Source organism: Streptomyces sp. NPDC087440, assembly GCF_044744005.1.
In the GTDB taxonomy this organism is placed as follows: Bacteria; Actinomycetota; Actinomycetes; order Streptomycetales; family Streptomycetaceae; genus Streptomyces.
In genome coordinates this window covers 1-25822 of sequence record NZ_JBIUXN010000013.1, presented here as the reverse complement: position 1 = coordinate 25822, position 25822 = coordinate 1, and the positions used below count along the sequence as shown (strand labels likewise).

General features: G+C 72.2%; 19 protein-coding genes. 9 read left to right on the top strand and 10 right to left on the bottom strand.

Translation table 11 applies throughout. From position 1 onward, the window contains the following. Positions 1-127: 127 nt before the first annotated feature. The 3 genes from ACIO3O_RS24340 (at position 128) to ACIO3O_RS24330 (ending at position 4371) form a co-directional block, all read left to right on the top strand. Complete coding sequence (locus ACIO3O_RS24340; RefSeq protein WP_401749168.1) at positions 128-1570, top strand: amidase; 1443 nt, start codon at positions 128-130, stop codon at positions 1568-1570. Positions 1571-1595: 25 nt separating this feature from the next. Next, positions 1596-2579 carry an LLM class F420-dependent oxidoreductase gene (locus ACIO3O_RS24335; RefSeq protein WP_401749166.1) on the top strand — a complete coding sequence of 328 codons (984 nt, stop codon included), beginning with the start codon at positions 1596-1598 and terminating at the stop codon, positions 2577-2579. A gap of 88 nt (positions 2580-2667) precedes the next feature. Continuing rightward, on the top strand, positions 2668-4371 hold the full coding sequence (locus ACIO3O_RS24330; RefSeq protein WP_401749164.1) for a class I adenylate-forming enzyme family protein: 1704 nt from the start codon (positions 2668-2670) through the stop codon (positions 4369-4371). A gap of 52 nt (positions 4372-4423) precedes the next feature. Here ACIO3O_RS24330 and ACIO3O_RS24325 read toward each other — a convergent pair whose 3' ends face one another. Both ACIO3O_RS24325 and ACIO3O_RS24320 read right to left on the bottom strand, forming a co-directional pair. Beyond that, the gene (locus ACIO3O_RS24325) at positions 4424-6451 is read right to left on the bottom strand and encodes a S9 family peptidase (protein WP_401749162.1); all 2028 of its coding nucleotides are present in this window, start codon (positions 6449-6451) and stop codon (positions 4424-4426) included. A gap of 156 nt (positions 6452-6607) precedes the next feature. After that, a complete protein-coding gene (locus ACIO3O_RS24320; protein WP_401749161.1) occupies positions 6608-7804 on the bottom strand; it encodes an acetyl-CoA C-acyltransferase in 1197 nt (398 codons plus the stop codon). Between the two features lie 66 nt (positions 7805-7870). Here ACIO3O_RS24320 and ACIO3O_RS24315 point away from each other — a divergent pair, with 66 nt between their 5' ends. Genes ACIO3O_RS24315 through ACIO3O_RS24305 form a run of 3 tightly spaced genes read left to right on the top strand, consistent with a single transcriptional unit; the run spans position 7871 to position 11535 of the window. After that, positions 7871-9121, top strand: a complete 1251-nt coding sequence (locus tag ACIO3O_RS24315; protein WP_401749159.1) for an acetyl-CoA acetyltransferase — start codon at positions 7871-7873, stop codon at positions 9119-9121. Further along, a complete protein-coding gene (locus ACIO3O_RS24310) occupies positions 9111-10592 on the top strand; it encodes a carotenoid oxygenase family protein (RefSeq protein ID WP_401749157.1) in 1482 nt (493 codons plus the stop codon). The genes ACIO3O_RS24315 and ACIO3O_RS24310 overlap by 11 nt, the downstream gene beginning before the upstream one ends. Positions 10593-10602: 10 nt before the next feature. After that, entirely contained in the window at positions 10603-11535 is a 933-nt protein-coding gene (locus ACIO3O_RS24305) for a winged helix-turn-helix transcriptional regulator (RefSeq protein ID WP_401749155.1), read from the top strand. Between the two features lie 64 nt (positions 11536-11599). Here the strand turns inward: ACIO3O_RS24305 and ACIO3O_RS24300 are convergent, their stop codons facing one another. Further along, positions 11600-11800 (bottom strand): hypothetical protein, encoded by a 201-nt coding sequence (locus ACIO3O_RS24300; RefSeq protein ID WP_401749154.1) that lies wholly within the window; start codon positions 11798-11800, stop codon positions 11600-11602. A gap of 434 nt (positions 11801-12234) precedes the next feature. Between ACIO3O_RS24300 and ACIO3O_RS24295 the strand changes: the two genes are divergently transcribed. Next, the gene (locus tag ACIO3O_RS24295; RefSeq protein ID WP_401749152.1) at positions 12235-15033 is read left to right on the top strand and encodes a right-handed parallel beta-helix repeat-containing protein; all 2799 of its coding nucleotides are present in this window, start codon (positions 12235-12237) and stop codon (positions 15031-15033) included. Positions 15034-15099: 66 nt separating this feature from the next. Here the strand turns inward: ACIO3O_RS24295 and ACIO3O_RS24290 are convergent, their stop codons facing one another. The 4 genes from ACIO3O_RS24290 to ACIO3O_RS24275 form a co-directional block, all read right to left on the bottom strand. Next, on the bottom strand, positions 15100-16611 hold the full coding sequence (locus ACIO3O_RS24290; RefSeq protein WP_401749151.1) for an SDR family NAD(P)-dependent oxidoreductase: 1512 nt from the start codon (positions 16609-16611) through the stop codon (positions 15100-15102). A 157-nt stretch (positions 16612-16768) separates the two neighbouring features. Continuing rightward, entirely contained in the window at positions 16769-17986 is a 1218-nt protein-coding gene (gene glgC, locus ACIO3O_RS24285; RefSeq protein ID WP_401749149.1) for a glucose-1-phosphate adenylyltransferase, read from the bottom strand. 29 nt (positions 17987-18015) lie between these two features. Further along, on the bottom strand, positions 18016-19188 hold the full coding sequence (gene glgA / locus ACIO3O_RS24280) for a glycogen synthase (RefSeq protein ID WP_401749147.1): 1173 nt from the start codon (positions 19186-19188) through the stop codon (positions 18016-18018). 10 nt (positions 19189-19198) lie between these two features. Next, a complete protein-coding gene (locus ACIO3O_RS24275) occupies positions 19199-19912 on the bottom strand; it encodes a (2Fe-2S)-binding protein (RefSeq protein WP_401749566.1) in 714 nt (237 codons plus the stop codon). Between the two features lie 81 nt (positions 19913-19993). Between ACIO3O_RS24275 and ACIO3O_RS24270 the strand changes: the two genes are divergently transcribed. Both ACIO3O_RS24270 and ACIO3O_RS24265 read left to right on the top strand, forming a co-directional pair. Next, the gene (locus ACIO3O_RS24270) at positions 19994-20746 is read left to right on the top strand and encodes a carbonic anhydrase (protein ID WP_401749146.1); all 753 of its coding nucleotides are present in this window, start codon (positions 19994-19996) and stop codon (positions 20744-20746) included. Between the two features lie 163 nt (positions 20747-20909). Beyond that, positions 20910-21851, top strand: coding sequence for a DMT family transporter (locus ACIO3O_RS24265; protein WP_401749144.1), 942 nt, complete (start codon positions 20910-20912; stop codon positions 21849-21851). On the opposite strand, the gene ACIO3O_RS24260 is transcribed toward ACIO3O_RS24265, so the two are convergent. The 3 genes from ACIO3O_RS24260 to panD all read right to left on the bottom strand — a co-directional run bounded on the left by ACIO3O_RS24260 (position 21841) and on the right by panD (position 25652). After that, the gene (locus tag ACIO3O_RS24260) at positions 21841-23259 is read right to left on the bottom strand and encodes a transglycosylase family protein (RefSeq protein ID WP_401749142.1); all 1419 of its coding nucleotides are present in this window, start codon (positions 23257-23259) and stop codon (positions 21841-21843) included. The genes ACIO3O_RS24265 and ACIO3O_RS24260 overlap by 11 nt on opposite strands. A gap of 114 nt (positions 23260-23373) precedes the next feature. Then, positions 23374-24585: a Cmx/CmrA family chloramphenicol efflux MFS transporter gene (locus ACIO3O_RS24255; protein WP_401749141.1), complete on the bottom strand. Its 1212-nt coding sequence runs from the start codon at positions 24583-24585 to the stop codon at positions 23374-23376. A 641-nt stretch (positions 24586-25226) separates the two neighbouring features. Next, the gene (panD, locus tag ACIO3O_RS24250; RefSeq protein WP_401749139.1) at positions 25227-25652 is read right to left on the bottom strand and encodes an aspartate 1-decarboxylase; all 426 of its coding nucleotides are present in this window, start codon (positions 25650-25652) and stop codon (positions 25227-25229) included. Positions 25653-25822: the final 170 nt, after the last annotated feature.

The following is a 25822-nucleotide window of genomic DNA, read 5'->3' as shown; positions in this document are numbered from 1 at the left end:
TTACCCGCTTATCTCCTTCTATGTCTGCCGCACATCCGGGCCCCCCGCAAGTGGACGGAATCCCCGCCGCCGCCCTCGCACCCGCGCACCCTCGACGCCCGAGCCCCCGCCCGGCACAGTGGCCCGCATGACTGACGCCACCACTTCCGCCGCAGCCCTCGCCCCGCTGGGCACGGCCTTTGAGATCGCCGCCGCCGTTCGCGAGAAGCGGCTCGCCCCGCGCGAGGCCGTCGCCGCCTCGCTCGCCCGCATCGAGGCCCTGGACGCCCGGGTGGGCGCGTTCCGCTTCGTGCGCACCGCGCGGGCACTGGCCGAGGCGGACGCCCTCCTCGACCGCTCCGACCTGGACCGGCTGCCGCTGGCCGGGGTGCCGGTCGCGGTGAAGGACAACCTTCCGGTACGGGGCGAGTCGACCCGTAACGGCTCCGCGGCGACCTCCCCCGTGCCCGCCGGGGAGGACCACGAGACGGTGGCCCGGCTGCGCGCGGCGGGCGCGATCGTCGTCGGCCTCACCCACGTCCCGGAGCTGTGCGTGTTCGGCACCACCGACGGCGTGCACGGCACCTCGCACAACCCCTGGGACCTCTCCCGCACGGCGGGCGGCTCCTCGGGCGGCAGTGCGGCGGCCGTCGCGGCCGGAATGGTGCCGATCGCGCTCGGCAACGACGGCATGGGCTCCCTGCGCATACCCGCCGCGAACTGCGGGGTGATCGGCCTCAAGCCGGGGTACGGCCGGGTGCCCGCCGGGATCGGCGACGGCGACTGGTACGGCATGTCGGAGAACGGGCCGCTCGCCGCGACCGCCGAGGACGCCCGCCTGATGTTCGCGGTGCTCGCCGGGGAGAGCACCGCCGCACCCGCGCCCGCCGGGGACAGCACGCCCGTGCCCGCCGGAGAGCGCGCCCCCGTACCCGTGCTCCCCGACACCACCTCCCTCCGCCTGGCCGCCTCCACCCGCAGCCCCCTGGCGGGCACGTCGATCACCCGCCCGTACGCCGACGCGGTCCGCGCCGCCGTCCGTCTGCTGGTCGACGCGGGCCACACCGTCCGCCACGACGACCCGCCCTACCCGCTCTCCCTCTCCACCTCGGTGCTGGCCCGCTGGACCGGCGGCACCGCCAAGGACGCCGCGGGCCTGGACCCGAGCCTGCTGGCGCCCCGCACCCGCCGCCACGCCGCCGCCGGCCGTCTCTTCGCCCGCACCCCGCTCCTGCGCACCGACCACCGGGAGCTCCTGCGCGAACGCCTCACCCCGTTCTTCGAGGCGTACGACGTCCTGCTGATGCCCGCGCTGGCCCGCCGCGCCCCCGAGGCCGCCCCCTGGCACGAGCGCGGCTGGCTGCGCAACCTCCTGGTCAACACGGCGTACGCGCCCACGACTCCGCCCTGGAACCTGGCCGGCTGGCCCGCGCTCACCCTCCCGCTGGGCACCCTTCCCGGCTCGGCCGCGCCCTGCGCCGTACAGCTGGTGACCCGGACCGGCGGTGAGGAGCTGCTGCTGGCGCTCGCCGCCCGCATCGAGTCGCTGAAGCCGTGGGAACGAACTGCCGCACACCACCTGGTCAAGTAACTCTGCTTATTGTAGTTTCCGGCGTGTGGAGCTCTCCGGGAACCTCGAACTCTCCGTGTCGCCGGGCTATTGGCAGGACCGCCCGCCGCAGGAGGCACTGACGACCGCGGCCCTCGCGGACCAACTCGGGTACGCGGGGCTGTGGTTGGGCGAGATGGCGACGTACGACGTCTTCTCGCTCGCCACGGCCGTCGCGTCCCGCACCCCGCGCGTCCCGCTCACGCTGGGCCCGCTCGCGGTGGGGGTCCGCGACCCGATGACGATCGCCCGGGGCGTCGCCTCGGTCGCGGACCTGACGGGACGTCCCGTCTCCGTCGCCATCGGCTCGTCGAGCCCGGTGGTGGTACGGGACTGGCACGGCCGCGACCACCGCAGGACGGGGACGGCCCTGCGCGAGTGCGCGCAGGCGCTGCGCCCGCTCCTGGACGGCGAGCGCACGACGACGGACGGCACCCGGGCCCGCACCCGCGGCTACCGCCTGCGCCTGCCCGCCCCGAAGTCCTCGCTGACGGTGGCCGCGTTCGGCCCGATGGCGGTGCGCACGGCGGCGGCGCACGCCGACCGGATGGTCCTCAACCTCCTCACTCCCGCTTCGGCAGCCGATCTCGTACGTCAACTCCATTCAGCAGCAGCCGAGTTCGGCCGCACCCCGCCCCGCGTGGCGGCCTGGGTGACGGCGGCGGTGGACCCGTCGGCGAAGGCGGTGGAGCAGTTGCGGCGCGGCGTGGTCGGCTACTTGGCGGCGCCCGGCTACGACGCGATGTTCGAGGCGGCGGGCTTCGGCGAGGTGGTGGCGTACGCGCGCACCCGGCCGCACCCGAAGGAGCTGCTTGCCGCGGTACCGCCGGAGATCACGGCGGCGGTGGGCCTGGTCGGGGACGCGGACACGATCCGGGCCCGGCTGGCGGAGTACGCGGCGGCGGGGGTGGACGAGGTCGCTCTCGTACCGTCGAGCACGGACGCGGACCCCTGCGGGGAACGCACGCTGACCGTGCTGAGCCCGCACTAGTCCGCCCCCCCCCCACACGATTCGACTCCCCACCCCACGGGGGGAGTTTCACGGCACCTCTTTCCAACAGCGCAGAGGGAGACGGCACATGGGGGTCGGGGCACGGAAGCTGCATCCGCCGGAGCGGGTGGCGCAGTACACGGCGGCGGGCTGGTGGGAGGGCGAGACGACGGACTCGCTGCTGCGCGCGAGAGTGCGCGAACACCCGGACCGCCTGGCACTGGTCGACCCGCTGAACAAGAACGACCTGATGGACTCGGCCCCACTGCGGCTGAGTTGGGCCGAGGTGGACGGTGCGGCGGACCGTGTCGCGGCCCTGCTGCTGCGGCACGGCCTGACCCAGGGCGACGTCCTGGGCGTCCAGCTGCCGAACACGGTGGAGCAGGTCTGCGTGTACCTGGCGTGCTGGCGCATCGGGGTGATCGTGTCTCCACTGCCGGTGCAGTACCGGGAGCACGAGACGGTGCAGCTGGGCACTCTGGCACAGTTCGACGCGTTCCTGACGGCGGGGCGGATCGGGGAGCGCCGGGTGGCGGCCGAGGTGGCGGGCCTGCGCCGTCAACTCCCTTCGCTGCGGACCGTGTTCGCCTACGGGGAGGGGCTCCCCGCGGGTGTGGTCTCCCTCACCGCCGAACTGGCCCTCCCGTACGACACGGCGGAGGTGGCGGCGTACACGGAGAAGCATCCCGTCGACGCGAACGACTGCGTGACGATCTGCTGGACGTCCGGCACCGAGAGCACCCCGAAGGGGGTGCCGCGCTGCCACAACGACTGGCTGGCCGTCGCGCGCACCTGCGCGGAGGCCCCGCGCATGACGGCGGACGACGTGCTGCTGAACCCCTTCCCCATGGTCAACATGGCAGGTTTCGCAGGCCTGTTCCTGCCCTGGCTGCGGGTCGGCTGCGTCCTGGTCCAGCATCACCCCTTCGACCTGCCCGTGTTCCTGCGGCAGATCGCACGGGAGCGGGTGACCTACACGGTGGCGCCGCCCGCGCTGCTGACGATGCTGCTGGCCCGCGAGGACCTGATGGCGCTCACCGACCTGTCCTCGCTGACCCGGATCGGGTCGGGGTCGGCGCCGCTGTCGGTGGCGATGGTGCGGGGCTGGCAGGAGCGGCACGGCATCGGGGTGATCAATTTCTTCGGCTCCAACGAGGGCACCGGCATGCTCACCGACCCCTACGACGTCCCGGACCCGGAACAGCGGGCCCGCTACTTCCCGCGCTACGGCCACGGACCGGCCGACCGCTGGTCGACGCTGGCGGCGTCGTGGACGCAGCTGCGGATCGTGGACCGGGAGACCGGGGAGGACATCGAGGAGCCCGGGGTGCCGGGCGAGCTGCGCATCAAGAGCCCGCAGGTCTTCGCGGGCTATCTGAACGGCTCCCAGCTCCCCTCCCCCTTCGACGAGTCGGGTTTCCTGCGCACCGGTGACGTCTTCGAGATCGCGGGCGAGCAGGGGGAGTTCCTGCGGTACGTGGACCGGGCGAAGGACCTGGTCATCCGGGGCGGGATGAACATCGCCCCGGCCGAGCTGGAGCACCTGCTGGCGGGCCACCCCTCGGTGGCGGAGGTGGCGGTGGTCGGCTACCCGGACGAGGTGCTCGGGGAGAAGGTGTGCGCGGTCGTCGTCCCCGTGCCGGGGGCGACGGTGACGCTGGCGGACCTGGTCGCGTATCTGCAGGGCCTGCACATCGCGTCGTACAAGCTGCCGGAGAGGCTGCTGGTGCGGGAGGCGCTGCCGCGCAACCCGGTGGGCAAGGTCCTGAAGCGGGAGCTGCGGAGCACGTGACCGTGCCGGACGCCAGGGGGCGAGCCCCCCGGCGTCCGGTGTCAGGCGTCCGTCAGAGCAGGTTCGGCCGCACCCACTCCTCGCCCTTGACCTTCTCGTCGAAGAAGTTCAGCACCGTCTCGTACCAGACCACCGCGTGGTTCGGCTTCAGCACCCAGTGGTTCTCGTCCGGGAAGTACAGGAACTTCGCCGGGACCTCGAACCGCTGGAGGTCCTGGAACAGGGCCATCCCCTGCCCCACCGGCACCCGGTAGTCCAGCGCCCCGTGGATGACGAGCATCGGTGTGGTGATCCGCGAGGCCCCCAGCACCGGCGAGTTCGCCCGGTGGCGCTCCGGCCGGGTCTCCGAGTGCCCGAAGATCCGGCGGAAGAACCACGACGCGTCGGAGTCGTTCTGGAAGGCCGCCGTGTCCCAGATCGACGCGTGCGACATGATTCCCCGGAAGCGGCCCGTGCTGGTAGCGACCCGGTTCGCCATGTACCCGCCGTACGAGCCGCCCGCGAGCCCGGTGCGCGTCTCGTCGATGTCGTCGCGCGCCTCCGTCGCGTCGGTGAGGGCCATCAGGTCGCGGTAGGGCTGTCCGCCCCACTGGCCCCAGCCGCGCTCGTGCATCTTCTGCCCGTAGCCGGTCGACAGTGCCGGGTCCGGCATCAGCACCGCATAGCCACGGGCCACGAACGGCCACGGGTTCCAGCGCCACGTCCACGCGTTCCACGACCCCTGCGGTCCGCCGTGCACGAAGACCAGCAGCGGCGCGGGCGCGTCGGCCGACGCGCCGTCCGGCACCGCGAGCCACGCCCGCAGCGGGAAGCCGTCCTCGCCCGTGGTCTCGACCTCGGTGAGCGTGCCGGGCAGGTGGGGCAGCGTGCCGGGGGCCTTGAGCGCGACCGGGCTCTGGTCCTCGCCCGTGGCCGCCAGCCGGACCGGCACCGGGGCCTCGTCGATGTTGGTCCGCAGCGCGTACAGCGTCGAGGCGTCCGGGGAGACCTGGAGCGAGCCGTACGCACCGGAGGCCGTCAGCCGGGTGACCGTGCCGTCCGCGTCGCGCCGGAAGACCGGGTGGTGGCCCAGCTCGTCGGCGGTGAACCAGAGCGTGCCGTCGCCCGCGACCGGCGAGACGGCGACGCCGCCGGGCCAGTTGTCGAAGCCGGGCAGCAGGTCGGTCTCCTCGCCGGTCGCCACGTCAATCCGTACGAGCGTCATGTCGTACGGCGTCTCGTACGTCTCCTCCAGCTCCCGCACCAGCACCACGGCCGTGCCGTCGCTGGTGAACACCGGGCTGTCGTACTGGAAGCCGGGCCGGTCCACGACGTGCAGTTCCGCGCCGGTCGCGGCGTCGGCGACGACGACCGCGCTCCGGTTCTCGTTCGGGACGCGTCCGCGCACGAAGCGGCCGTACGCCACCCGGGTGCCGTCCGGGGACAGGGCGACGCCGCCCTCGTCCACGGCTCCCTGCCCGCCCGCGTCGACCGGCGCGGCGTCCTCGGCGAGGCCGCGCACGAAGGCGTGCTGCTCGCCGGGGCCCAGGTCGTGGTCCCAGAAGCGGGTGGGTCCGCCCTCGTAGAGGATCGCGGTGACCTTGGCCTCCTCGCGGGCCTTGGTCAGCTTGGCGTGCGCCTCGGCGTCGGCCGCGCCGGGCAGCAGGCTGCCGGAGTAGACGAAGGCGTCGGTGCGGGCCGCGAGGGCGTAGCCGCTGATCCCGCCGGGGTGGCGGGCGATCCTGCGGGCCTCGCCTCGCTCGGGCAGCGCCCACAGGGTCGCGCCGTCCTTGCCCTCGCCCTTCTCGGCGGCCGCGTCGGTGTTCTCCCGGCCGGAGAGGAAGTGGAGGGTGCCGTCGGCGGCGAACTTCGGGGCCGACTCGCCCTTGACGGACCGGGTCAGGCGCAGCGGTTCGCGCTCGCCCGCCGGGTCGACGTCCCAGAGCCCGGAGACGTACGCGGTGCCCTCGGTGTTGAGGGACTGCACGGCGGCGACCAGGCGGGTGCCGTCCGGGGAGAGCGCGAGCGCGCCCACGCGCGGGGTGGCGAAGAAGGCGGACAAGTCGTGAAATGCGGTTTTGCCGCTGGACGTTGCAGACATGCCCGTCATCCTCACCCGCGCCCCCAGGTCGGCACCAGGGAATTCGCTCTGGGCTCACCAGCCCCTCACACGGGCAACGTGCCTGGTCATCCGCGCGGGGGGGCCTGCCCGCCGGCCAGCCCGTCCGTCCGTCCGTCCGTCCGTCCGCACGGCGGGTCACCCGATACGTTCCACCAGCACCGCCACCCCCAGCCCCGCCGCCCCGCTCACCGACGCCACCCCGTACCGCCCGCCGGTGCGCTCCAGTTCCTCCACGCACTCGCCGACCATGATCGCGCCGGTCGCCCCGAAGGCGTGGCCGGTGGCGATGGTGCCGCCGCCCGGGTTGAGCCGCTCGGGGCCCACCGCCAGGTCCCGGCGCAGCCGCAGGCACAGTGCGGCGAAGGCCTCCGCGAACTGGAAGACGTCGACGTCCGCCGGGCGCAGCCCCGCCTTGGCGAGCACCCGCTCGACGGCGGTCTGCCCCGCCGTGAGCATGATCACGGGGTCGGTGCTCGCGGTGGCCGAGGCGACGATACGGGCCCGGGGCGGGCCCGCCGCGTGGTCCGTGCCCAGCACCAGCAGCGCCGCCCCGTCGGCCAGCGCCGGGGAGGTGCCCACGGTGTGCAGGTGGCGGACGGTTCCCGCCTCGGGGTGCGCGGCCAGCGCGAGCGCGTCCTGGCCCTGTGCGCCGAGTTCCGCGAAGGCGGGTTCCAGGGCGGCGAGGGAGTCGGCCGTGGTCTGCGGGCGGACGAGTTCGTCGTGGTCCAGGCCCGCGACGGGGACGAGGCTGCGCGCGGACCGCTTCTCGGCGCGGGCCGCGGCCGCCTTGTGCTGGGTCTCCAGCCCGTACGCGTCCAGCTCCTCCCGGGTGAAGCCCTCCAGCGTGGCGTTGAGGTCGGCGGCGATGCCCATGTGCACGGAACCGATCGTCCGTACCGTGGCGGGGTCGCAGAACAGCGGGCCCCGGTCGCTGAACATCGGCACCCGTGAGGTCGACTCCACTCCCCCGGCCACCGCGAGCCGCCCGAGGTCCCCGGACTTCAGGCGCGCGGCGGTCTGCGCCACGGCGTCGATGCCGGAGGCGCAGAAGCGGTTGAGGGTGCCGCCGGGGACGCCGTGTCCCCAGCCCGCGAGCAGGGTGGCGGTGCGGGCGAGGTTGGCGCCCTGTTCGTCGACCTGGGAGGCGGTCCCGATCATCACGTCCTCCACCGCGTCCGCCCGCAACCCCCGTTCCACCAGGGCGTGTTGGAGCGCGACCACCAGCTCCACCGGGGACGTTCCGTGCAGGGCGCCCCGCGGGGATCCCTTGCCCCGGGGCGTGCGGACGTAGTCGAGGACGTAGACGTCGGGCATCAGGTCGCTTCCCTTCACCGAGTAACTCTGTTAGTTGTAGCATCACGGGCAGTGACACAACAGACTTCACAGCGGAGGTGCTGGATGCACACGTGGGTGCTGGGTGGCCACCAGACCGACTTCGCACGGAACTTCAGCCGCACGGGCCTCGACTTCTCCGATCTCGTACGGGAGACGGTCCACGGCACCCTGGAGTCGGCCGGAATCGGGCCGGAGGCCGTGGGCGTGATCCACGTCGGCAACGCCTTCGGTCAACTCTTCACCGGACAGGGCCAGTTGGGCGGCATGCCCGCGACGGTGACGGAGGAGCTGTGGGGCGTCCCCGCCTCCCGGCACGAGGCGGCGTGCGCCTCGGGGTCGATCGCGGTGCTGGCCGCGATGGCGGACCTCGAATCGGGGCGCTACGACTGCGCGTTGGTGCTGGGTGCCGAGCTGGAGAAGACGGTGCCCGGCGACGAGGCGGCCCGCCATCTGGGCGCGGCGGCCTGGGTCGGGCACGAGGGGCAGGAGGCGCGCTTCCTGTGGCCGTACATGTTCGCCGAACTGGCCGACGAGTACGACCGCCGGTACGGCCTCGACGACGCCCACCTGCGTGCGATCGCCGAGCTGAACTTCCGCAACGCCCGCGCCAACCCCCTTGCGCAGACGCGTGACTGGACGTTCACCGGGGCGAGCTTCACCGCCGACGACGCGGCGAACCCGCGGGTCGAGGGCCGGGTGCGCCGCCAGGAGTGCAGCCAGATGACGGACGGGGCGGCCGGTGTCGTCCTGGTCTCGGACCGCTGGCTCGCGCAGCACCGCACCGGCCGCCCCCTGGCCCGTATCGCCGGATGGGGACACCGCACCGTCGGTCTCCCGCTGGCCCGCAAGACCGAGCGCAGCAAGGACGGCCCGTACGTCCTGCCCCACGTCCGCCGGGCGATGCGCGACGCGTTCGACCGGGCCGGCATCGCGGGCATCGACGCCACCGACGGCCTGGAGACGCACGACTGCTTCGCCATGTCGGAGTACATGGCGCTGGACCACGTCGGCATCACCGCCCCGGGCGAGGGCTGGAAGGCCGTGGAGAGCGGCGACCTGGAGATCGGCGGCCGGATGCCGGTGAATCCGTCCGGCGGACTGATCGGCGGCGGCCACCCGGTCGGCGCGACGGGGGTCCGCATGCTGCTCGACGCGAGCCGTCAAGTCACGGGCCGGGCCGGGGAGTTCCAGGTGGAGGGCGCCCGCCGCTTCACCACACTGAACATCGGCGGCAGCACGACCACCACGGTCGGCTTCGTCGTGGAAGCCGCAGAAGTCGAAGCCGCAGAAGGAGACACCGGTCATGGACGTTGAGATCGTCGGACGCGCCCTGTCGACCCTCCCCGAGGACGACGACCACCCGTACCGCACGGGTCCATGGCGCCCGCAGACCACCGAGTGGAAGGCCGAGGACCTCGACGTCGTCGGCGAGATCCCCGCCGACCTGGACGGCGTGTACCTGCGCAACACCGAGAACCCCGTGCACCCGGCGACCAGGCTCTACCACCCCTTCGACGGCGACGGCATGGTCCACGTCGTGGGCTTCCGCGACGGGAAGGCCTTCTACCGCAACCGGTTCGTGCGCACCGACGGCTTCCTCGCCGAGCAGGAGGCGGGCGAGTCCCTGTGGGCGGGCATCGCGGAGCGCCCCTCGGTCGCCAAGCGCCCGGACGGCTGGGGCGCGCGGACCCGGATGAAGGACGCCTCCAGCACCGACATCGTCGTCCACGCGGGCCAGGCACTGTCCAGCTTCTGGCAGTGCGGCGACCTCTACCGCCTCGACCCGCTCACCCTGGACACCCTCGGCACGTCCGTCTGGGCCCCCGACTGGGGTGTCTCCGCGCACACCAAGGTCGACGAGCGCACCGGCGAACTGCTCTTCTTCTCGTACGCCACCGAGGCCCCGTACCTGCGCTATGGCGTGGTCGGCCCCGACAACCGGCTCAAGCACCTCACCGACGTGCCCCTGCCGGGCCCGCGCCTGCCGCACGACATGGCGTTCACCGAGAACTACGCGATCCTCAACGACTTCCCGCTCTTCTGGGACCAGCACCTCATCGACCAGGGCAAGTACGCCTCCCGCTTCCACCCCGACCTGCCGTCGCGGTTCGCGGTCCTGCCCCGCCTGGGCTCCGAGGTCCGCTGGTTCGAAGCCGACCCCACCTACGTACTGCACTTCACCAACGCCTACGAGGACGGCGACGAGATCGTCCTCGACGGCTTCCGGCAGGGCTGCCCGGAGCCGCCGGACCCGCGCGGCGAGGGCGTCTACCAGCGGATGTTCCGCTTCCTGGCGCTGGAGCGGATGCAGGTCACCCTGTGGCGGTGGCGGCTCAACCTGACCACCGGCCGGGTCAAGGAGGAGCAACTCAGCGAGCGCTACACGGAGTTCGGGGTGATCAACCCGGACACGGCGGCCCGCCCGTACCGCTACACGTACGCGGCGACGCAGAAGCCGGGCTGGTTCCTGATGGACGGCATCGTCAAGCACGACCTCCTCACCGGCGCGCAGGAGAGGTACGCGTACGGGGACGAGGTGTTCGGCAGCGAGGCGACCGTCGTCCCGCGCGCGGGCGGCGCCTCGGAGGACGACGCCTACCTTGTTACCCTGACCACCGACATGAACGCCGACCGCTCCGAGTGCCTGGTCTTCGACGCGGCGCGCCTGTCCGACGGACCTCTCGCCCGCATCCGGCTCCCCGAGCGAATCTCCAGCGGCACCCACGCGACCTGGGCCCCCGGCTCGGCGCTCCGGGGATGGCACGACGGGCCCCCGACTGTCTAGGAGTACGCAAGTGACCGCCGCCGTGCAGCACCCCGTCCCGCTGCCCGCCGGCGGTCCCAACGCCGTCGCCACCGCCTTCGGCCTGCTCGGCGACGAGTGGTCGCTGCTGATCCTGCGGTACGCGCTCCAGGGCGTGCGGCGCTACGCCGACTGGCGGGCGCGGCTGCCGATCTCCGACGCGGTGCTGACCTCCCGGCTGACCAGGCTCGCCGAACAGGGGCTGCTGGAGCGGGTCGCGTACCAGGAGCGCCCGGTGCGGTACGCGTACCGGCTCACGGAGCGCGGTCGTACGGTTTGGCCGGTTCTGGTCGCCGTGTGGGGGTGGGAGTACCAATGGGTGGACACCCACAGCGAAGTACTGCCGTGGATGCGGCACGCGGGGTGCGGGCGGCGGATGGAACCGGTGCTCGCGTGCGGCGGGTGCGGGGACGCCGTCGAGCCCCGTGACGTACGCAGTGAGCTGGGCCCGAGCGGGGAGGACGGCCGGTCCATCCCGTCGGCGGCGACCCGCAGGCGCAGCGCGTCGGGGACCGAGGGCGGGGCCGGGCTGTTCCCGGAGACGATGGCGCTGCTCGGCAACCGGTGGTCGGTGGCGATGCTGGGGGCGGCGTTCCTGGGGGCGCACCGCTTCAGCGAGTTCCAGCAGCGGCTCGGCGCTCCGCCGTCCATGGTCGCGGACCGGCTGCGGACGTTCGCGGCACTGGGGGTGCTGGAGGCCGAGGGCGGTGCGTACCGGCTCACGCCCAAGGGCCGTGCGTTTTTCCCGGTGGTGATGACGCTGATCGACTGGGGTCAGCGGTGGTACGCGTCTCCGGAGGGCCCGGCGCTGGTGTCCCTGCACCGGGGCTGCGGGCGGGAGTTCACGCCCCGGCTGCTGTGCGGGGAGTGCGGCGGGGAGCTGTCGGAGCGGGAGGTCGTGGTGGTGGGGGCGGCGGACCGCTGACACAGGTGCAGGGCGGGCCGCACCCCGGCGAGGGGTGCGGCCCGTCCTGCACGTGCGGTCCGGTCTAGTCGACGCCGGGCAGGATGTGCGGCTCCGCGAGGTCGTCCTCGTACCCGGCGAGCCGGATCGGTGCCGACCTGGCCCACACTTCCAGATTGCCGATCTTCTTGGGCTTGCCCGCCCGGCCGCCCGCCGCGGCCTTGGTGGTGTAGGTCGTCGCCCGTTCGGACCTTCGCTGGTCCTGCTGGGTCATTTCTGGTGTCACCGCGCACTCCTTTGTGTCGCGTAACCCGTCGGACGTGTCCGCGCGGTCCTCGTACCGGGACCGCCGAACTCGCCCCACGGGGCATGAAGGAAAGGGCTCTTCCGTCGCGGTGGCGCCGGTCTTGCGTGCGGGAGCCGCCGTGGTGGTGGGCGCTTCCCGTGTACGGGCCGAGGGTGTCGCTCTGTCCGTGACGAACAGAGTACCCATATGAGCGCCCATGCGCTCGATGGATTCCGTCGAGTTTCGGCCCGTGCCGCAGAGCAATTCCTTCACTGTGTGCTCTCTTGACAGTGATCGGATGTCTCCTTAGCTTGCTCGCGACCCAACCCGCCATTCTTCGCTCTCGCTTCCCTTCAGCCTCACCTTTCCTCGGATGAATGGTGCGGAGCCGGGTGCGGGCACCTGGCTGGCCATCACTCCCTGAGGAGCCGTTCGTGAGCAGAAGCCCCGTCAAGGCGCTCGTCGCCTTCGCCCTTGCTGCGGGTCTCGTCGTCGTGCCGCCCGCCGCGGCGGGTGCCGCGCCGCCCCTCACGCTCGCCGCGGAGGTGCACGTCTCCCCCACCGGGGACGATGCCGCATCCGGCACCGCGCAGGCTCCGGTGCGTACGCTCGAACGGGCCCAGGCACTCGCCCGGCAGGCGACGAGGACGGCGCCCGGCCGCCCGGTGAACGTCACCGTGCACGGCGGTACGTACCGCCTCACCCGCACCCTCGCCTTCGGCCCCGAGGACTCGGGCACGGCGTCGGGGCCGGTCGCCTACCGGGCCGCCCCCGGCGAGAAGGTCGTCCTCAAGGGCGGCAGGCAGGTCACCGCGCCCTGGCGCACCCACGCCGGCTCCGTCCAGGTCGCCGACGTCGGCACGGGCCTGGACTTCGACGAGCTGTTCCTCGACGGCAAGCGGCAGACCCTGGCCCGCTACCCGAACTACAACCCGGCGACGAAGATCCTCGGCGGATACGCGGCCGACGCGATATCCGCCCAGCGCGTCGCCCGCTGGCAGAACCCCACCACCGCCCTGGTCCGCGGCCTGCACCAGGGCATGTGGGGCGGCAACTCCTTCAAGGTCACCGGCCGGAACGCGGACGGCACCCCCCAGCTGGCCTGGGTCGGCGACAACAACCGGGGCTCCGGGCTGCACGCGACGTACCGCATGGTGGAGAACGTCTTCGAGGAGCTGGACGCCCCCGGCGAGTGGTTCTACGACAAGGCAGCGGGCAAGCTGTACCTCCAGGCCCCGGCCGGGGTGGACCTCACGAAGGTGACCGTGGAGACGGCGGAGCTCCCGCAGCTCGTCCGCGTCGAGGGCACGAGCGCCACCGCCCCGGTCCGCGACCTCTCCTTCACCGGCTTCACCTTCACCCAGACCCACCGGACGCTCTTCTCGGCACCGTACGAAAAACTCCAGCTCGGCGACTGGGCGATCGCCCGCACCGGCGCGGTGTACCTGAGGAACACCGAGAACGTCGCGATCCGGGACTCCCTCTTCGACCAGGTCGGCGGCAACGGCGTCTTCATCGACGGGTACGCCTCCAAGTCGTCCGTCACGGGCAGCGAGTTCAGCCGCTCGGGGGCCACCGACGTCGCGGTCGTCGGCCGGCCCGACGCCGTGCGCGAGCCGTCCACCTGGGACAACATGCGCAAGACCATCACCGACACCACGCCCGGGCCGAAGTCGGAGAACTACCCGCGCGACATCCGCATCGCCGACAACTACCTGCACGACAACGGGCAGTTCGAGAAGCAGACCTCCGGTGTGCAGATCTCGATGAGCAGCCGCGTCACCGTCTCGGGCAACACCGTGCACGACGGCCCGCGCGCCTGCGTCGACATCAACGACGGCACCTGGGGCGGCCACGTCATCGAGAACAACAGCCTCTTCAACTGCGTGAAGGAGACCTCCGACCACGGCCCCTTCAACGCCTGGGGCCGGGACCGCTTCTGGCCGCTGACCGCCGACGACGCGACGAAGAAGTCGTACGCGAAATTGGACGCCGAGCCCACCGTGATCCGGCACAACCGGATCTGGCACGACTCGCACTGGAACATCGACCTCGACGACGGCTCCTCGAACTACGTCGTCGAGAACAACCTCCTGCTCAACGGCGGCGTCAAGCTGCGCGAGGGCTTCCACCGCACGGTCCGCAACAACATCTTCGTCAACGGCGGCGCGCACTTCCACGTCTGGTTCGCGGACAGCGGCGACACGGTGGAGAAGAACATCTTCGTCACCGACGACCCGTACGACCTGATCCAGGTCGACACCGCGAAGAGCAAGCCGGTTGTCAACGACAACCTCTTCTGGAACAGGGGGAGTTCGGTCTCCGACCTCAATGACGCCTGGCGGGCGAAGGGTCTCGACACGCGGTCGCTGGTCGCCGATCCGAAGTTCACCGGCTCCAGCCCGTACGCCGATCCGAAGAAGCTGGACTACACCGTGCAGGCGGACTCCCCCGCGCTCGGCCTCGGCTTCAAGAACGTCCCGATGACGGGCTTCGGCAAGGCGGGCACGCCCGTACCGCCGCCGCTGGTCTGGCGCACCGCGCCCGCCCCGGACACCCAGGATGCCTTCCAAGAGGCCCTGTTGGGGGCGGGGGCGACCCGGATCTACTCCGACGAGATCAAGTCGTCCGTCGGCCTGACCGACTCCAACGGGCTCTATCTCGCCCAGGTGCCGGAGGCCTCGGACGCGTACCGGCAGGGGCTGCGCGCCAGCGACGTGATCCGCGAGGTGAACGGCACCCAGGTCACCGACCGGGCCAGCTTCTGGAGCGTGTACGCGAAGACCGCGCCCGGCGCCCAGGTGAAGCTGAAGGTCTGGCGCAACCAGGCCGCGACCGAGCTGACCGTCCAACGGCCCACCGGAGGCGAGCAGTTCAACAACACCTCGGGCGTCGTCTACACCGGCGGCGGCTGGGACTGGAAGAACCCCTCGCGGGGCGGTTCGGGCGGCTGGCTGAACGACGTGCACGCCACCCAGGGCAAGGGCGACTCCTTCGCGTTCGCCTTCAACGGGACGGCCGTGGACCTGATCACGCAGACCAACACCGACGAGGGCGAGGTCGACCTCTATCTCGACGGCGTCCTCGTCACCACGATCGACAACCGCAGTGCGACGCGCCAGCACCAGAAGACGGTGTTCTCCAAGGCCGGTCTGACACCCGGCGTGCACACGCTGAAGGGCGTCATGAAGACGGGCGACTACCTGATCGTCGACGCCTTCAAGGTCACGTGATCCTGCCGCACACGAGGGTCGAGTGACCTGCGGGGGCCGTCTGTTGGCGGCCCCCGCAACGTCGGACTACCAGCCGGCGGGCGCGTAGTCCTTGAGGAAGACCCCGTACAGGTCCTCGCCCGCCTCGCCCCGCACGACCGGGTCGTACACGCGGGCCGCGCCGTCGACCAGGTCGAGGGGGGCGTGGAAACCCTCCTCGGCGAGGCGCAGCTTGTCGAAGTGCGGGCGCTCGTCGGTGATCCAGCCGGTGTCGACGGAGGTCATCAGGATGCCGTCGGTCTGGAACATCTCCTGGGCGCTGGTCCGCGTCACCATGTTCATCGCGGCCTTGGCGGCGTTGGTGTTGGGGTGTCCCGCGCCCTTGTAGCCGCGCCCGAACACACCCTCCATCGCGGAGACGTTGACGATGTGCGCGCGCCCGCTGCTCGCCTTCTTCGCGGCGTCGGCCATCGCCGGGCGCAGCTGGCTGATCAGGATGAACGGCGAGGTGTAGTTGCAGAGCTGGGTTTCGAGGAGCTCCACCGGGGAGATCTGCTCGATGGTCTGCACCCAGGTGTTGGTGTCGACGACGTCCGGCACGAGGCCGCCCGCGTCGATGGCGCTGCCGTCCCGGTGCCGCTCGATGCTGGCGTTGCCCGCGACCAGCGCCAGGTCGGCGACCTGCTGGGCGTCCAGGCCGCTGACGCCGAGCGGCAGGGCGGCCAGGCCGTCGACGGCTCCGGAGTTGAACGCGCCGATCACCTGGTGGGCGGGCAGCTCGCCCGGGGGCAGCGGCGCGTTCTCGCCGTCGACCAGGGCCGCGTACGCGGAGGGCAGGCGGCGCACGGTCTGGGTGGCGTTGTTGATCAGGATGTCCAGCGGGCCCGCCTCGGCGACCCGACCGGCCAGCTCGACGGCCTGCGCGGGGTCGCGCAGGTCGATGCCGACGACCTCCAGGCGGTGCATCCAGTCCGCGGAGTCCTCCATCGCCTTGAAGCGGCGGATGGCGTCCTTGGGGAAGCGGGTGGTGATCGTGGTGTGCGCGCCGTCGCGCAGCAGCCGCAGCGCGATGTACATGCCGATCTTCGCGCGGCCGCCGGTGAGCAGGGCGCGCTTGCCGGTGAGATCGGCGCGGACGTCGCGCTTGGCCCGGTTCAGGGCGGCGCAGGGCTGGCAGAGCTGGTGGTAGAAGTAGTCGACCTCGACGTAGCGGGTCTTGCAGACGTAGCAGGAGCGCGGCCGCTGGAGTATCCCGGCGATCCGGCCCTCCTCGGTGGCCGACTTCGGCAGCAGGCCCTCGGTCTCGTCGTCGATGCGCTCGGCGGAGCCGGTGGCGGTCGCCTCGGTGACGGCCTTGTCGTTGGCCGTCTTGGCGGCGCGGCGGTCCTGGCGACGGCGCTGCTTCACCGTGCGGTAGATCCCGGCGGTGGCCCGGCGGATCGTGATCGCGTCGGGGTGGTCGACGTCGAGCCGGTCCAGCTCAGCGAGGACGCTGAGGACCAGCGCCATGCGCTCCGGGTCGATGCCGGGCCCGTACTCACCGGACTCACCGGGCTCCACAGGGCTGTCCTCTGCGGGGCTGTCCTCTGTCACCGTCATCGCCGCTGCCGTCTCTCGTTCGTTCTGCTCGCACGTGCTGTGAGTCCTCCGACGAGTCCTCAAAAGAGGAATCGTACGGAGGCAGGGGCGAGCGCGACAAACCGCGAGGTGTCCGGACACGCAGCGTTACGAGACTCCTGGCCCTTGCCCCGGGCGATTACGAGACGGCCTGGCCCTTCCCCAGGGCGATCACGCCGTTCTGCGACACCGTGTACAGCTCGGCGTCACGCTCCGGATTGACGCCGATGGTCGCCCCGGGCGGCACGTCGACGTTCTTGTCGAGGATGGCGTTCCTGACGACCGCGCCGCGGCCGATGCGGACGTTGTCGTGCAGGACGGAGCCCTGGACGACGGCACCGGGCTCCACGACCACGCCGGGCGAGAGCACCGATCCGGTGACCTGTCCGCTGATCACGCAGCCGGGGCCGACGATGGACTCGCTGGCGATGCCCGCCGAGCAGAAGCGGGCGGGCGGGAGCTGCCCGAAGTGGGTGTAGATGGGCCAGCGCTTGTTGTAGAGGTTGAATTCGGGCTGTTCGGCGACGAGGTCCATGTGGGCGTCGTAGTACGTGTCGAGGGTGCCGACGTCGCGCCAGTAGCCGTGGTCGCGGGCGGTCTCGCCGGGGACGTGGTTGTCGGTGAAGTCGTAGACCTGGGCGGTGCCGCGTTCGGTGAGCTGGGGCAGGATGCTGCCGCCCATGTCGTGCACGGAGTCCTCGTCCTCGGCGTCCCGCAGCAGGGCGTCGATGAGGACCTTGGTGGTGAAGATGTAGTTGCCCATGGAGGCGAAGACGTGGCGCGGGTCGCCGGGCAGCCCGGGCGGGTCGGTGGGCTTCTCCAGGAACTGTTCGATGCGGGTGCCGTCGGAGGCCGGGGTGATGATCCCGAACGAGGAGGCGTCCTTGCGGGGCACCCGGATGCCCGCGACGGTGACCCCGGCCCCGCTCTCGACGTGCTGCTTGAGCATCTGGCGGGGGTCCATGCGGTAGACGTGGTCGGCGCCGAAGACCGCGATGAAGTCGGGCTGCTCGTCGTGCACCAGGTTGAGCGACTGGAGGATGGCGTCAGCGCTGCCCAAGTACCAGCGCGGGCCCAGGCGTTGCTGCGCGGGGACGGGCGTGACGTAGTTGCCCAGCAGGCTGGACATCCGCCAGGTGGTGGTGACGTGCCGGTCGAGGGAGTGCGACTTGTACTGCGTGAGGACGCAGTTGCGCATGATGTCGCCGTTGACGAGGTTCGACAGGACGAAGTCGACGAGGCGGTACGTCCCTCCGAACACCACCGCCGGTTTGGCCCGGTCGGCCGTGAGCGGCATCAGCCGCTTGCCCTCCCCGCCTGCCAGTACGATCCCGAGCACCGAAGGTCCACCGCGCATCGCCGCCCCCAAGGGTCAACCAGCAAGGGTCACTTGACCAACTCCGCGTACACCTCGGCGGTCCGCCGGGCCACGGCGTCCCACCCGAACTCACTCACTGCGCGTACCCGCCCTGCCGCGCCCATGCGCGCCGCCGCCTCCGGCTCGTCCAGGACCCGGTTCAGCGCCTCGGTGAGGGCGTTCTCGAACTCCTCGGGGTGCCGGGCCGCGCGCTTCTTCTCGTACGGTACGAGCAGTCCCGTGCGCCCGTCGTCGACGACCTCGGGGATGCCGCCGACCGCGGAGGCCACCACGGCGGTCCCGCAGGCCATGGCCTCCAGGTTGACGATGCCGAGCGGTTCGTACACCGAGGGGCAGACGAACACGGCGGCGTGGGTGAGGAGTTGGACGACGTCGGGGCGCGGCAGCATCTCCGGTATCCAGAAGACTCCGTCGCGCACCCGCTCCAGTTCCTCGACCAGCTCGCGGAACTCGGCGCCGATCTCGGGGGTGTCCGGGGCCCCGGCGCACAGGACGAGCTGGGCGTCGGGGTCGAGGGCGCGGGCGGCGCGCAGCAGGTGCGGGACGCCCTTCTGGCGGGTGATGCGGCCGACGAACAGGACGTAGGAGCGCTCCGGGTCGATGCCGATCCGCTCCAGCACGTCCGTCTGTGCCGCCGGTTGGTAGAGATCGGTGTCGATGCCGTTGTGCACGACGTGGACCCTGGCCGGGTCGAGGTCCGGGTAGCAGGCGAGGATGTCGTCGCGCATGCCGCGTGAGACGGCGACCACAGCGTCGGCCGCCTCGACGGCGGTCCGCTCCGCCCAGCTGGAGAGGGCGTAGCCGCCGCCGAGCTGCTCGGCCTTCCAGGGGCGCAGCGGCTCCAGCGAGTGACAGGTCATCACATGCGGTATGCCGTAGAGGAGTTTGGCGAAGTGTCCGGCGAGGTTCGCGTACCAGGTGTGCGAGTGGACGAGGTCGCGGTCTTCGAGGGCGGCGGCCATGGAGAGGTCGACGGAGAAGGTGCGCAGTGCGTCGTTCGCACCCCGCAGTTCGGCTGCGGGCCGGTGGCGGACGGTCCCGGCGTCCCCCTCCCCGTTGCCCCAGCAGTGCACCCTGAGGTCGACCAGGCCCCGTAACTCGCGGGCCAGGAACTCCACATGGACGCCGGCGCCTCCGTAGACGTCCGGCGGATACTCGCGCGTGATCAGCCCCACCTTCACCCCATGATGGTCACTCAGATCCCGGCTGCGCGGAAGACCGCTGCGGTGCGCGATCGAAAACACAGTCGCCGCAGAGCCCGCCGCCGGGGCAGCGGTAGTACAGGCAGCAGCTGTTGCGGCGGAAGGCCCCGGCCTTGAGGGAGCCGGTGGAGTGCAGATCCGGGTGGGCGAACAGCTCGTGCGCGATCACGGCCGCCCGCCTGCCGACCTCCGGGCGGTCCTTCTCCTGTGCCCAGAGCCGGAGTTGGGAGACTGCGGCAGCCAGCGCGGACCCGGCGTTGCCCCACAGCAGGCCCGGCGCCACGGCGCCGTCGCGCCGGAAGGCCTCGGCGAGCGGCAGCAGGTGGCCGTACTGGACGCTTTCGCGCAGGGTCTCGGCGGTGGCGGGCAGCATCCGCACTTCCGTGAGCAGCAGGTCGTCGGGCGAGCTGCCGTCGGCGTCCCAGTGCAGGCGGTCGGCGGAGAGGTCGGGCACCGCGTCGTACAGCGCGGCGGAGCCCAGGGCTATCGACCAGAGGCGGGCGACGATGCCGAGGTGCGCGATGGAGGCGGCGACCCGGCGTTCGGGCGCGTTCAGCCGGGCGGCGACCTTGTCGATGCGGAAGGCCAGAGGGGCCGGATCCGCGCCGTACACCTGGGAGAGCGGCACATGGCCGCCCCCGCCGGGCTCCCCCGTGCGCAGAGCGAAGAACCCGTTCACCGAGCCCAGCTCGACAAAGTCCACCATGTCCGCCTTTCACCCACAAGAACCAATTTTTCAGTAAATACGGCGTGGCCGTTACCCCCTCACCGTATCCATGACGGGGTGACCACGAAAAGCAATTACCGCAGCAGCAACAGAAGAACCTTCCTCGGCCTGGCCGCCGCCCTCACCGGCGGCCTCGCCGCCCCCCTGACTCCCGGTCAGGTCCGCGACGCCGCCGCGGCCGCCCCGCACCAACGCTCCCTGCCCACCCACACGTTCCGTTCCGACACCCTCCCAGCCACCGCCGACGAGGCGCTGACGCGGCTGCGGGAGGGCAACAACCGCTTCGCGACCCGCCGGGTCCGCCACCCCCACCAGGGCCGCGACAGCCTGCGCGCGGTCTCCCTGGCGCAGCACCCCTTCGCGATGGTGCTGGGCTGCATCGACTCCCGGGTGCCGCCCGAGCAGGTCTTCGACCAGGGCATCGGCGACCTGCTGTGCATCCGCACGGCGGGCCAGGCGCTGGACGGCGCGGTCCTGGGCTCGATCCAGTACGGCATCGAGGAGCTGGGCGTGCGCCTGGTCGTCGTCCTGGGCCACGAGCGGTGCGGGGCGGTCTCGGCCGCCGTCGAGCACGTCCGTGCCGGGACCGCCGCCGAGGGCCATCTCGCCCGGGTGGTCCAGGCGATCGCCCCGGCCGCACTGGAGACCGTGGGCCCCTCCTCGGCGGCGGACTGGGTGGAGCAGGCGGTGCGGGCCAACGTGACGCGGGTGCGGCACGCGCTGTCCGCGGACCCGGCGTTCGGCGGGGCGACGGTGGCCGGGGCGCGGTTCGACCTGGACACCGGCCGGGTCAGTTTCCACCCCTTCTGACCGCCCTCCCGAGCACCCTCCCGAGCCTCCTTCCGGGCGCGCGCCCCGCGCGCTCCGCACGGTGGCGTACCGCTCGCCCGTCCCCCGTACTGCGACGGCAGTACGCCCCAATGACTGCTCCAGGACGACGACGTGCAGGCCCGCGCGAGCCATCGTGGAGTGCATGAGTGCTCTCGCGCTGTCCGTGCTGCTCGCCCTGGTCTCCGCGGTCGCGTACGCGGTCGGGGCGATCGTCCAGGAGCGGGTCGCCGTCACCGACCGGGGCCACCGGTACGCCCCGGTGCGGCGGCCCGGCTGGTGGGCGGCGCTGGCCCTGAACGGTCTGGGCGCGCTGCTGCACGTGGGGGCGCTGGTCTACGGCCCGTTGAGCGTGGTCCAGCCACTGGGCGCGCTGACCATCGTGTTCGCGCTGCCGATAGCGGCGGTGTTCCTGCACCGCCGGGCGGGGCGCGCCGCGCGGGTGGGCGCGGTGCTGGCCACGGTTGGTCTGGCCGCTCTGCTGTCGCTGACCGGCACGGCCGACTCGCAGTCCATGACGGACGGCACGGAGCTCGTGGTGGCCGGGGGCGCGCTCGGCGTGGTCGCCGCGCTGTTCGTGCTGGCACGGTGGGTGCTGCGCCCGGTGCTCGGCGCGATGGCGCTGGCCGGGGCCGCCGGGGTGGCGTTCGGCATCGCCTCGGTGTTCATCAAGTCGCTGGCCGTGGGCTGGGGTTCGCTGGGTCTGACGGGCCAGTGGGAGGCGGTGCCCGGGGTCGTGGTGTTCGCGGCGGCCGGGGTGCTGCTGTCGCAGGCGTCCTACCGTGACGCGGGTCTGACGGCTCCGCTGGCGACGGTGACAGTGGTCAATCCGGCGGTGGCGTCCGCCGTCGGCCTGGGCGTCTTCGGGGAGACATTCCGGTACGGGGCCACCGGCGCGCTCCTGGCCGTCGCCGCGGCCGTGCTCTCGGCGGCGGGCCTGCTGCTGCTCACCACGGGCCGCGCGCGCAACGACGGCAAGGAGGAGGAGCTCCCCGTGGAACTCCTCCCCGCTGTGCCCGTGCAACAGGCGAAGGGTCCGGCACGCGGGACCGCCGGGTCCCGCGACCGCCGGAACGTCACACCCTGACGCCGCCCGCCCTCAGGTAGGCGACGGGGTCGACGTCCGAGCCGAAGCCGGGACCGGTGCGGACCTCGAAGTGCAGGTGGGGTCCGGTGCTGTTGCCGGTCGACCCGGACCGCCCGATGCGCTGCCCGGAGTCGACCTTCTGGCCCTCGCGGACGGTGAGCGCGGAGAGGTGCGCGTACTGGGTGTACTTGCCGTCCGGGTGCTTGAGCACCACCTGGTAGCCGTACGATCCCGCGTACCCGGCCGAGACGACACTCCCGGCCCCGACCGCCTTGACGGTCGTGCCCGTCGGCACCGGGAAGTCGACGCCCGTGTGGTAGCCCTTCGACCAGGACCCGCCGGCCGCCCGGTACGGGGTGCCCGTACCGGCGTCCACGGGGGCGGTGAGCCCGCCCTTGCGGGTGGCGGCGGAGCGGGAGGAGGCCTGGTCGGCGCGGGTCGACGTCTTCTTCTCGGCCTTGGCCTTGTCCTGCTTGGCCTTCTCCGCCTTCTCGGCGGCCTCCTTCTTCGCCTCGGCCTGCTGCTTGGCTTCGGCCTGACGCTTGGCCTCGGCCGCCTTGCGCGCCTGGTCGGCGCGGGCGTCCGCACCGGCCGTCTCCTCGGGGACGGGCCGCGCGGTGTCGCGCGGCTGCGTCGGCGCCGGGGCGGGCTTGGTCGGCACGCCGATCCGGACGAGGAGGCGCTGGCCGGGGCGGATGACGTCCGGGTCGCTGCCGATGACCTGGCGGTTGGCCTCGTAGAGCTTCTGCCAGCCGCCGGTCACCTTCTCCGACTCCGCGATCTCGGACAGGGTGTCGCCCCGGGCCACCGTGTACGCACCGGCCGTGGAACCGCCGGGGACCGGACGCGTCGGCTCGGGGGCGGTCTTCGGCGGCGGGGTCTGGCGGGCCGGGGGCTTCGGCGCGGGCGGCTCGGTCTTCTTCTGACCGGTGCCCTGGGCGGGCGTGCTGTCCTTGGCCTTGTCCTTCTGGTCCGGCTTGTCCTGCGTCTTGCCCTTCTCCGGACTGGAGACGCTGATGTCGGGCGCGGGACCGCCGCGTACGAGCCCGGCCTTGACCGAGCACACGGGCCAGGCGGTCGGCCCCTGGCCCTTCAGCAGCCGCTCCGCGACGGCGATCTGCTCGCCCTTGGTGGCCAGGTCGGCGCGCGGCGCGTAGGCCTGGCCGCCGTAGGCGTTCCAGGTGGCCTGCCGGAACTGTAATCCGCCGTAGTAGCCGTTACCGGTGTTGATCTTCCAGTTGTTGGTCGACTCGCACGCGGCGACCTTGTCCCAGACGTCCACCGGGGCGGCCCCGGCGTTCCCGGCGGCCACGAGCGGCAGCGCCATGCCCACGCCCCCCGCCGCGGCCAGCGAGGCGCTGTTGATACGGCTGGGCTGGTACCGCCGATGACGTCCGGTAGGGGCCATGTCCCTCGTCCTCCGCTCACACTGCCGACACATCGCAGTCGCAAAAGTAAGGGCACCGTACGGACCATGACAAGACCAGCAACTCGCGTACCTCTGTGTCCAGTTGAAACGGAATCAGATCCTCCCGGCCTGTTCCCGGCCGCCTCCCCCGGCGTCCGCGCCCGGTTCCGCTTCGGCCCGCGCCCACCCTGCACAGCGCCCGACACCGGCGCTGACCAGCGCGGCCACGACCAGCGCCGCGCTCACCCACACCGGCGCCCGGAACCCGAGCCCCGCCCCGAGCGCGAGCCCCCCGGCCCACGGGCCGGCCGCCGCGCCCACGTTGAACGCGGCGGTGGCGAACGCCCCCGCGAGGGTCGGGGCGCCCCCGGCCGCGTACAGCACCTGGGAGATGAGCGTGGAGCCGACGGCGAACGACAGCGCTCCCTGTACGAAGACGAGCACCAGCACCGCCACCGGCGCCCCGGCGGCGACCGCGAACAGCATCCACCCTGCGGCAAGCACCGCTCCCCCGCCGACCAGCAGCGGCACGGGGCGCGCGTCGGCGAGACGCCCGCCCACCGCGACCCCGACGAACGCCCCCGCCCCGAAGAGCGCGAGGACCAGGGGCACCAGGCTCTCGCCGAGTCCGGTGACGTGGGTGACCAGGGGTGCGAGGTAGGTGAAGGTGCAGAAGGTGGCCCCGTTGACGAGCGCGCCCAGCAGCAGGGTCAGCCGCAGCCGCCCGTCCCGCAGCGCCCTCGCCTCGGCCCGCACTCCACCTCGTACGACAGCCGTGTCCCGATCGGCGGGGACGGCGTGCAGGATGCCGACGACGGCGGGTACGCACAGCAGCGCGACGGCCCAGAACGCCGCCCGCCAGCCCAGGAGTTGACCGGCCCACGCCCCGGCGGGCACTCCGATCACGCACGCCAGGGTGACCCCGCCGAGCAGTACGGAGGTGGCCCGCCCCTTGGCGTGCGGCGCCACCATCCCGGCGGCGGCCGTGAGCGCGACGGCGAGGAACCCCGCGTTGGCGAGCGCCCCCACGACCCTCAGCACGAGGAGCACCCCGAAGCTGGTGGTGAGCGCGCCCCCGATGTGGACGGCGAGGAAGACCCCGAGGAACAGCAGCAATGCGGGCCGCCGCGCCCAGCGCATCGACAGGGCGGCGGCCAGCGGCGCCCCGACGACCATCCCCACGGCGAACGCCGAGGTCAGCGCCCCGGCGGCGGACAACGACACACCCAGGTCCTGGGCGATGTCCGGGCCGAGCCCGGACAGCATGAATTCGGAGGTGCCCTGGGCGAAGACGGCAAGCCCGAGCAGGTAGAGAGCGAACGGCACAGCAGAACCCCACAACGACGTCGTGTTTCGACACAGCCTTGGTCGACGCCGGTGGTCCGGGTGGCAGGGCGCAGGGGTCGCTGAAGTGTCCGCGCGCGATGGCGACAGCGGCGGTGCGACGGCACTACTGCGCGAAGAAGCCACCGGACGACCGGTGGCTAGAGTCTTGACGCCTCGGGACTGGACACGCGCCACAGGCTACGGAGGCGGGGCGTTGACAGTCCACCCGTTTTCCACGGCCCGGCGCGGGCGGAACACGACGGAGGGGCCGGACGGGCTCGTCTCCCGTCCGACCCCTTCTCCCGTGTTCTTCCCGCGTGCGGTCAGCTCATCGGTCCCGGTGACGGCTCGGGAGCCGGGTCGGGGTCCGGCCCCGGCGGCACGGGATCGGGCAGCGGCCCCGGCGGAACCGGGTCCGGCGACGGCACCGGCGGCACGGGCGCGGGTCCCGGCAGGGGTCCGGGCAGCGGCCCGGGGTCCGGTCCGGTCGGCCCCGGCGAAGGCGTCGGCGTGGGCGGCACGGGATCGGGAAACGGCTGGGTCATGCCTGATCGACCTCCAGAGTTTCGGAGTCTTCCTCGAAGTGCGGATCAACCCCACTCTCTCCCGATGCGGCTGCCCACGCCCGCCGAGTCCACACGTCAGCCGACGGCGACCGCCTGCGGATTCCGCTTCTGGCCGGCCGCTCCGGGCACGGGTTCGGCGAGGTCGCCCCCGGTGCCGACGATCCGGTTGTCGGCGTCGACGTGCACGATGCTCGGCACGAAGGAACGGGCCTCGGCGTCGTCGATCTGGGCGTAACTGATGAGGATCACGAGGTCACCGGGGTGCACGAGGTGCGCCGCGGCGCCGTTGATGCCGATGACCCCCGACCCGCGCTCGCCCTCGATGACGTACGTCTCCAGCCGGGCCCCGTTGGTGATGTCGACGATGTGCACGAGCTCGCCGGGCAGCAGGTCCGCGGCTTCCATGAGATCGCCGTCGACGGTGACGGAACCGACGTAGTGCAGATCGGCCTGGGTCACTGTAGCCCGGTGGATCTTGGACTTGAACATGGTTCGAAGCATGGCGTTCTCACTCCTGCGAAAAGGGTCACGCCCCGGGGAGGGGTACGTGCCGACAGGGCCACAGTAATCGACTCCGTAAACGCAGAAAAGCCCCGCACCAATGGTGCGGGGCTTTCCCGTTATCAAAATTTGTTCGGCGGCGTCCTACTCTCCCACAGGGTCCCCCCTGC